Genomic DNA, 8,242 nt, shown 5'->3' with positions numbered 1-8,242 from the left:
TATTTATATAATTTCAAAGTTTTTGTATTTGTGTGAAAAATTTAAAACAAAAAATTATAACTTTAAAAAAGCAAAAAAATGCGGTTATTTTAGCGCATTATTATCAAGAACCTGAAATTCAAGAAATAGCTGATTATGTTGGTGATAGTTTGGGTTTGTCACAAGAGGCTACCAAAGTTGAAGCTGATATTATTCTTTTTGCAGGTGTTCATTTTATGGCAGAAACTGCTAAAATTTTAAATCCGACTAAAAAAGTTATTCTTCCTGATTTAGAAGCTGGTTGTTCTTTGGCTGCTTCATGCCCACCACATCTTTTCAAAGAATTTATTGAATCTCATCCAAATCATACTGTTATTACCTATGTGAATTGTTCAGCAGAAATAAAATCTCTAAGTGATTTAGTCTGTACTTCTTCTAATGCATTAAAAATTGTAGAATCAATCCCTAAAAATATCCCAATTATTTTTGCACCTGATAAAAATCTAGGTAAGTATATTATTCAGAAAACAGGAAGAAAAATGCTACTTTGGGATGGATCTTGTGTGGTTCATGAAGCTTTTTCATTAGATAAATTAATTGAACTTCATAAAAAAAATCCTGATGCAAAAATAATAGCTCATCCTGAATCTGAAACTCATATTCTTGAAACGGCGAGCTATGTAGGTTCAACTTCGGGAATGATTAATTATGTAAAGTCTTCTCCGAGTGATAAATTTATTGTTGCTACTGAAGCGGGAATTTTATATAAAATGCAACAAGAAGTTCCGAATAAAGTTTTGATTCCTGCACCTTCTCAAGAAGATAATACTTGTGCTTGTAGCGAATGTGGTTTTATGAAGATGAATACTTTACAAAAAGTATATGACTGTTTGCTTAATGAAGTTCCTGAAATTACCATTCCTGAAGATGTCAGAATGAAAGCACTGATTCCAATACAACGGATGCTTAAATTATCCTAAAAATGATACAAACTGATTATTTAATAATAGGTTCTGGAGTTGCTGGTTTGACTTTTGCTATTAAAATTGCTACTAAGTTTCCAAACAAAAAGATTACAATTGTCACCAAATCTAGTGAAGATGAATCAAATACTAAATATGCACAAGGTGGCATTGCCATTGTTCAAAATAAGTTAGATGACAATTTTGAAAAGCACATAGATGATACCTTAGTGTGTGGAGATGGCTTGTGTGATAAAGATATAGTTTCTATGGTCATTACTGATGGTCCAAAGCGATTAAAAGAGTTAATTGATTGGGGAACAAGATTTGATCAAAACGAAGAGGGTACTTTAGATTTAGGGAGAGAAGGAGGGCACTCTAAAAATAGAATTGTTCATCATAAAGATCAAACTGGATACGAAATTGAGCGAGCTATTTTAAAACAAGTTCATACGAAAAACAACATTGAGATTTTTGATTTTCATTTTGCACTTGAATTAATAACAGAAAATAATTATTGCTATGGTGCTTATGTTTTAAATGAAAGAACTAACAAAATTTCAATTTTTCAAGCAGAATTTACTTTGTTAGCTACTGGTGGAATAGGTCAAGTTTATGGACATACGACTAACTCGTCAATTGCAACTGGTGATGGAATAGCTATGGCAAATAGGGTTAATGCTACTATAGAGGAAATGGAATTCATTCAATTTCATCCCACTGCTTTATATAATAAAACTTTTTCATCAACATTCTTAATCTCTGAAGCCGTAAGAGGTTTTGGAGGATATTTGCGAACTAAAAATGGTGAGCGTTTCATGATGAAATACGACAAAAGAGGTGATTTAGCATCTAGAGATATTGTATCACAAAGTATTGAAAAAGAGTTGAAAAAATCGGGTGATGCATGTGTTTTTTTGGATTGTACTCATTTGAATATGGATTTATTCATCAATCATTTTCCGATGATATACAGTAGTTGTAAAGCAATTGGAATAGCTATTGAAAAAGATTGGATTCCTGTTATTCCAGCTCAACATTATTTGTGTGGCGGTATCTCGGTAAATAAAAACGGACAAACTTCAATAAACAATTTATTAGCCTGTGGAGAATGTTCTCGAACAGGTTTGCACGGAGCAAATAGATTGGCTTCTAACTCTCTCTTAGAGGCATTAGTATATTCAGATAGAATTTACAATTTATTAGCAAGTTTAAACCATGTAGAACTGAGAGAGAGTAAGCTTTTTCAAAGTTGGGAAAATTGTAACTCCGAAAACGCAAATCAACAGCTAGTGATAAAAATGAAAAATGAACTCCAAATTTTGATGCAAAAGAAAGTTGGGATTGTACGAGATGATTCGGATTTGATAGAGGCAAAAAGGCAACTTGTAACTTGGAGCTATGAATGCATCAGAATTCAAAAAGAATATAAAATTACTAAAGAGTTTTATGAACTTAGAAATATGATAGAAGTGGCTCTTTTAATTGTAAGAGCATCTATTAAACGAAAAGAAAATAGAGGAACATTTGTAAAAGATGTCATTTTATATCCCACCAATTCTAACTAATCTTACTAAGATAATATTGAAATTTAAGTTTCATCAATATTTAGATTTTTAAATATAGTATTTTGAAAAGCAGAGCATTACAATTATTTTGTAAATTAAACGAACAATTAAATTTTGCAGATTTAGAAATAGATAATCCCATTCAAAGAAGTGAAAGTGCAATTAATATAATTGTAAATTCAATCGAAAAATTAAAGATAATTTTCGAAAAAGAGAAAAATAAATCACAAGAAATAGAAATTGATTTCTTTAAAAACATCAAACCTAAGTTTACTTCAAAACTGATATATTACAATGCAATTTTCAAAATTGAAACCAAAAAACCCCATGGTGGCGAACGTATTTTAAAAAAATATCTAAACAATGAGTTAGACAAACTAAAACGTTATTTTGATAGCAATTTAGACTTTTATCGATACTATCGTACAGGTAGTAATTATTTAGATATCAAATATTTCACTAGAGGAAAAGTTGATATTAAAATGGCTTTAGACAGCTTCTATTTTGAGGCAGACCATTCGTTTTCTACTTCTCATGATTTTAAAGTGGCTAAAATTATGGCACATGATTTAATTCAAGTGTATTTGGAAGATAAGCTATTGATTATGGAAAATAGAGAACCAAAAGAGAAATCACAAGTCAATCCCAAGATAAAACAAAATTGGACGGGCTCTAAGGTCGCATTAATAGAGCTTTTGTATGCTTTGCATACCGAAGGTGTGTTCAACAATGGATCATCAGATTTGAAAGATATTGCGGAGTATTTTGAAAACATATTCAACATCGATTTAGGGCAATACCACAGAGCTTTCCTTGAAATTAGAATGCGAAAATCAGACCAAACAAAATTCCTAAACTCATTAAAAGAAAAATTGGTTAAACGTATGGAAAACACAGACGACTTACTTTAAGACCAATAAATACAACACTTTGGATAAAAATCAATCACAACTTGTGATTGACTTGTGATTTAAAACTATTCAAATACTACAATTTTGTACCATAACAATCTAAAACATACGTTATGGCAATCGAAGTTATTACTCGCGAAGACTTAAACGAATTCAGAAGTCTTCTTTTGAACGATTTAAAAGAAATCATTCAATCCAAACCGCAGCAAACAAAACAGTGGCTCAAATCCAATGAAGTCCGTAAGCTGTTAAACATTTCTCCAGGGACTTTACAAAATCTCCGCATCAACGGCACACTTACCTACACCAAAGTTGGCGGCATCATGTATTATGACAATTCAGATATTGATAAGCTATTAAATGGAAATAAGGTAAATGCCTTACCTACTCTGTTCAAATAATTTTTGCAATTATGAATTATATCAAGCACCTAACTGGTTTCTTCGAAAAAGTAGCCATTGATAAAACATTAAATCCAACACATGTTAGCTTATACATTGCCTTATTCCAATTTTGGAACTGTAACCGCTTCAAAAATCCTATCAGTATCAATCGAGATGAGGTAATGCGAATAAGCAAAATCAGCTCCAAAGCAACCTATCATAAATGTCTGAAGAACTTGCATAGTTTAGGTTATATCAACTACGAACCATCATACAATCCATTCAAAGGTAGTCATGTCATTTTATTCAACTTTTCAGAAGATTTAAAACCGCTGCCAAAATCCGAAAGAAAACCAAAAAATGAACCACTTAATGAACTTGTATCTGAACAAGCTTTGAACAAGTCTTGTACTAGTAGTGAGACAGGTACTGAACAAGCAGTAGTACCTTCTATAAACTATATAAACAATACAAACATTTTAAACGATAAAAACGTTTCAAACTTGGAAAAGCTCACAAAAAATTTTGAAGAAATAAATAATTCCAATTTAGAAAATGAAAATTCAAAAGAAGAAAAAAGTTCCGCGAAAAAAGAAGAAAAGTTACATCCGTTAATCGAAGAAGTTAAAACCTATTTCCAAGAAAATAACTTTCCGGAACAAGAAGCTCAAAAATTCTTCAACTATTTCAAAAGTGTTGGTTGGTTAGTCGGAGGCAAAATACCAATGGTCGATTGGCAAGCAGCAGCACAAAATTGGATGATTAACGCACCAAAATTTATTTCAAATGCAGAACAACCCAACAGAGCAAAACAACTCAACACAACAACCGACAAAGACTATTCAGAGCCATTATAGCTATGATGAGGTTATCATTTGGTTAGAAAACAAAGGAGTTGAACTATACGGCAATCATTTCAAAATCATTGAAACCGATTATTCAATAGTTTACAAGCTAATTGCGTATTTCTTAAAAGACGAACCAACATGTTTTCAATACGGTATAAACCTCAACAAGGGAATTCTATTAACCGGACCAATCGGCTGCGGAAAAACATCATTGATGAACTTAATGAAATACCTAACAGCAACAGAACATAAATTTTTCGTAAAACCGTGTCGAGACATAAGCTTTGAATTTATCCAGGACGGCTACCAAATAATCCACAAATACAGCATCGGCAAACTATATCAATCAGAACCAAGAACCTATTGCTTTGACGATTTAGGAACAGAAAACAACTTAAAATACTTCGGAAACGAATGCAATGTAATGGCGGAAATCCTATTAAGCAGATATGATCTATTCATCTCAAAAAAACTAAAAACCCACATAACCACAAACCTATCAGCCACAGAAATTGAAAAAAATTATGGCAACCGAGTTTGCTCAAGATTAAGGGAAATGGTCAATTTGATAGCATACGATAAATCAACACCAGATAAACGCTAACGTCAGTTCGAGTGTTTCTATAAAATTGTGACTAGCTATTTTATAGAAATGTATCGAGAACCTTTCAAATAAACGAATAACCAAATGAACCAAATAAACAACTTTTGGAACTACTTCCAACAAAACAACTTCGTTTTCCTACTCCTAAACGAAATCCCAAAAGACGAACTAAAAATCCATTTCGATAAACTTATCGAAATGCTCCATCAATACAACCAAGACCTGGATATCATCATCAAAAACAAAACAAAAGGAGGTGAATTAATTATCACCGCAAACGGAAATCCTTACCTCTTCAAAGAAGTAGAATTACTAGTCCATCATGCACCAATTGTAGAACGTTGGAAAATAACTGCATTCCTCCAACCCGAAACCAACCTAACCAAATACGAAATTGGCACCGACAAACCACTAGAATATTACGGCATCACTTTGCGAATAAGCGAAATGTATTTCATCCCATTAGAAAACCCAAACAAACCAACCGATTTAGGTATAAAAGTGTTACTCAAAAACTACATTATCCATAAAGAAAACTCAAGACTTCGCGAAGCAGTTTACGTTCATATTGAACATCTAATTGGAGAAAAATCATTTGCCAATGATATTGCTTTTATTGAGATTGGACAATGGGAAGGAGACAATGAAAACCAAATTGAATTGTATAATTTAAAATCTTATATCGACATTGAAATGGACAATTAAGTTTCGGCAATAAATCCAATTTACTGCCAAAACTTAACAAATGCATCATTCGCAAAATACGGCACAAACGTGTCCCAATTATTTACCAAATTTGGGACAAAAAAATAAATTAACTTTCGGCAATAAAACTATTTTACTGCCAAAACTTAATTTTTTAAATAAAATGTAGTATCTTTCACAAAATTTAAAAACAAAGTGACAAAAACGATAGAAAATACAATTCAGAGTTACTTCAAATCTTTAAACCAAATTTCTAGAGAAAAGCTTGGTAACTTAATCAAAGAAGACTTTCCGGAACTTTCGGAAGGTACAATTACTGTTTATCTATCAAAACTAAAAAAAGCGGGTATAATTAATAATCCGGAAAGAGGAGTATATTCCATTACCGACAAGCAAATCTTTAATCCAGAAATAAACCAAAACCTAAAAAAAATATATAATAAAATACACAAGGAATTTCCATTTATTGATGTGTGTGTATGGAATACCAAATGGCTAAACGACTTAATGCGACACCAACCATTCAAAAATTACACTATCATAGAAGTTGAAAAGGAAGCTGAAGAACAAATATTTAATGCAATTAGTGAATGGAATAAAAACGTCTATTTCAATCCCAATGAAGAAATTTTGGAACGTTATATAAGTTCAAATTCGGAGGAAGTTACCATAGTTAAAAATTTAGTGACAGAAGCTCCAACAACAAAAAACAATAAAACTACAATACCTACACTAGAGAAGTTACTGGTGGATATCATTATTGACAAAGAACTTTTTGCAGCCCAACAAGGTGAAATCGAATTTATATACCAATCCGCTTTCAAAAAATACGCGATAAACACCGCAAAAATGAAACGGTATGCCATCCGAAGAAACAGAGAAACGGAATTAGAAAAAATAATAAATAAAATCTGGGCCAATGATTAACAGCGAAACCCATACTATTGATTGGATTTTTAACTTAAAAAATAAGTTAGGAAGACGCATCGACCCTAAATTAATCGAAAAAGTAGTTTGGGCACTTACACTATTGGAACAATTAAAAATAAACGGATTAAATTTCACATTCAAAGGCGGAACAGCTTTATTATTGGCTACAGAAAAACCAAAACGATTCTCAATCGACATCGACATAATAACCGAACATTCCGAAAAAGAAATAATAGCAGTACTCCAAAAAACAGTAGACGAAAAAATATTTTTGAGTTGGGAAGACGACAACAATCGTAAGCATACACCCGATGCACCAATAGGACATTTTAAAGCATATTACAAAAGCGTTGTAGATGGAAATATAGAACCTATATTACTAGACCTTCTTTACACTCCAAATCCTTATCCTGAAAATCAAGAGGTAAAATTAATGCATCCTTGGTTATCTACTTCGGAGGAGGAATCATTAATCAATATGCCAACTTTTGATGCTATTCTAGGCGATAAATTAACTGCATTTGCCCCCAAAACAACCGGAATCCTATACAGCAAAAACCGCCCGGTAGAAATCATAAAACAACTATACGACATCGCATTCCTATTCGATAATATAACCAATTTAGAGATTGTAAGAAGCAGCTACAGCAAAGTGGTTAAAGAAGAAATCGGTTTCCGAAAATTAGACATAACAGCAAATGAAGTGTTAGAAGACACGTGGAAAGCGTGTTATACACTAGCAGAAAGAGATATAAAATCAGAAGAGTTTAATCATTTACAACTAGGTATTCGAAATTTTACCAACTTCACAATTGACAGATTTAGCATTGATGAAGCAATAACCGCAGCGGCAAAAGTAGCTTACCTAACCAAGCTAATACAATCCGAAAAAACAATAAAAATCGAAAGGTTTAAAAACCCATTGGAAATAAAAGATTGGATAATTGAAGACCAAGAATACAACAAACTAAACAAATTAAAAAAGAATAATCCAGAAGCTTTTTACTATTGGTATAAAGCATCATTGTTTTTTGAGGATGTTGTTATTTTTTCAAAGGAGCACAAAAACAGTCTAAAAGAAGCAATTAGGTACTTTAGAGCAAGAGAAGGAAGCTTTTCTGGAGGAGATCCTTTGCTAAAAGTAATTAAAAAAATAGATAGTGAATATTCAGTGTCAAATAATTTCACAAAAGAAGAAATTGATTTATTGTTAAAAGTAATAAATGAAAATATTGAATATATGAATAAGTATGAAGGTTATAAATCTTTGTCTCAAGAACAAGCTATAAATCTTAAACAACAGATTTTAGAACCATTATATCAGTTAAGAAAAGAGCTAATGAAAATATAAA

The 8,242-nt window shown here is 31.7% G+C and carries 9 protein-coding genes; all 9 read left to right on the top strand.

Annotated features, from left to right (window positions below; translation table 11 throughout):
* Nucleotides 1-32: 32 nt before the first annotated feature.
* Nucleotides 33-959: a quinolinate synthase NadA gene (nadA, locus tag IAI56_RS10600; protein WP_112112152.1), complete on the top strand. Its 927-nt coding sequence runs from the start codon at nt 33-35 to the stop codon at nt 957-959.
* A gap of 2 nt (nt 960-961) precedes the next feature.
* Nucleotides 962-2,509, top strand: coding sequence for an L-aspartate oxidase (gene nadB / locus IAI56_RS10595; protein ID WP_187657848.1), 1,548 nt, complete (start codon nt 962-964; stop codon nt 2,507-2,509).
* A 62-nt stretch (nt 2,510-2,571) separates the two neighbouring features.
* Nucleotides 2,572-3,420: an RteC domain-containing protein gene (locus tag IAI56_RS10590; protein ID WP_187657847.1), complete on the top strand. Its 849-nt coding sequence runs from the start codon at nt 2,572-2,574 to the stop codon at nt 3,418-3,420.
* A 113-nt stretch (nt 3,421-3,533) separates the two neighbouring features.
* Complete coding sequence (locus tag IAI56_RS10585) at nt 3,534-3,821, top strand: helix-turn-helix domain-containing protein (RefSeq protein WP_187657846.1); 288 nt, start codon at nt 3,534-3,536, stop codon at nt 3,819-3,821.
* Between the two features lie 11 nt (nt 3,822-3,832).
* Nucleotides 3,833-4,660 (top strand): transcriptional regulator, encoded by an 828-nt coding sequence (locus IAI56_RS10580; protein ID WP_187657845.1) that lies wholly within the window; start codon nt 3,833-3,835, stop codon nt 4,658-4,660.
* Nucleotides 4,590-5,255, top strand: coding sequence for a P-loop NTPase family protein (locus IAI56_RS10575; protein WP_187657844.1), 666 nt, complete (start codon nt 4,590-4,592; stop codon nt 5,253-5,255). The genes IAI56_RS10580 and IAI56_RS10575 overlap by 71 nt, the downstream gene beginning before the upstream one ends.
* 84 nt (nt 5,256-5,339) lie before the next feature.
* Nucleotides 5,340-5,960 carry a hypothetical protein gene (locus IAI56_RS10570; protein WP_187657843.1) on the top strand — a complete coding sequence of 207 codons (621 nt, stop codon included), beginning with the start codon at nt 5,340-5,342 and terminating at the stop codon, nt 5,958-5,960.
* Nucleotides 5,961-6,155: 195 nt separating this feature from the next.
* On the top strand, nt 6,156-6,887 hold the full coding sequence (locus IAI56_RS10565; protein WP_187657842.1) for a DUF6577 family protein: 732 nt from the start codon (nt 6,156-6,158) through the stop codon (nt 6,885-6,887).
* Nucleotides 6,880-8,241: a nucleotidyl transferase AbiEii/AbiGii toxin family protein gene (locus tag IAI56_RS10560; RefSeq protein WP_187657841.1), complete on the top strand. Its 1,362-nt coding sequence runs from the start codon at nt 6,880-6,882 to the stop codon at nt 8,239-8,241. The genes IAI56_RS10565 and IAI56_RS10560 overlap by 8 nt, the downstream gene beginning before the upstream one ends.
* Nucleotide 8,242 lies beyond the last annotated feature (1 nt).

Source organism: Flavobacterium macrobrachii, from assembly GCF_014486675.1.
GTDB classification, from domain to species: domain Bacteria; phylum Bacteroidota; class Bacteroidia; order Flavobacteriales; family Flavobacteriaceae; genus Flavobacterium; species Flavobacterium macrobrachii.
The sequence above is the reverse complement of the archived record's forward strand: the minus strand, read 5'-3'. Positions and strand labels throughout refer to the sequence as shown.

Coding starts and splice junctions, on each gene's coding strand:
- IAI56_RS10585 (WP_187657846.1), top strand. CDS start 3,534: ATGGCAATCGAAGTTATTACTCGCGAAGACTTAAACGAATTCAGAAGT.
- nadB (WP_187657848.1), top strand. CDS start 962: ATGATACAAACTGATTATTTAATAATAGGTTCTGGAGTTGCTGGTTTG.
- IAI56_RS10580 (WP_187657845.1), top strand. CDS start 3,833: ATGAATTATATCAAGCACCTAACTGGTTTCTTCGAAAAAGTAGCCATT.
- IAI56_RS10560 (WP_187657841.1), top strand. CDS start 6,880: ATGATTAACAGCGAAACCCATACTATTGATTGGATTTTTAACTTAAAA.
- IAI56_RS10570 (WP_187657843.1), top strand. CDS start 5,340: ATGAACCAAATAAACAACTTTTGGAACTACTTCCAACAAAACAACTTC.
- IAI56_RS10575 (WP_187657844.1), top strand. CDS start 4,590: ATGCAGAACAACCCAACAGAGCAAAACAACTCAACACAACAACCGACA.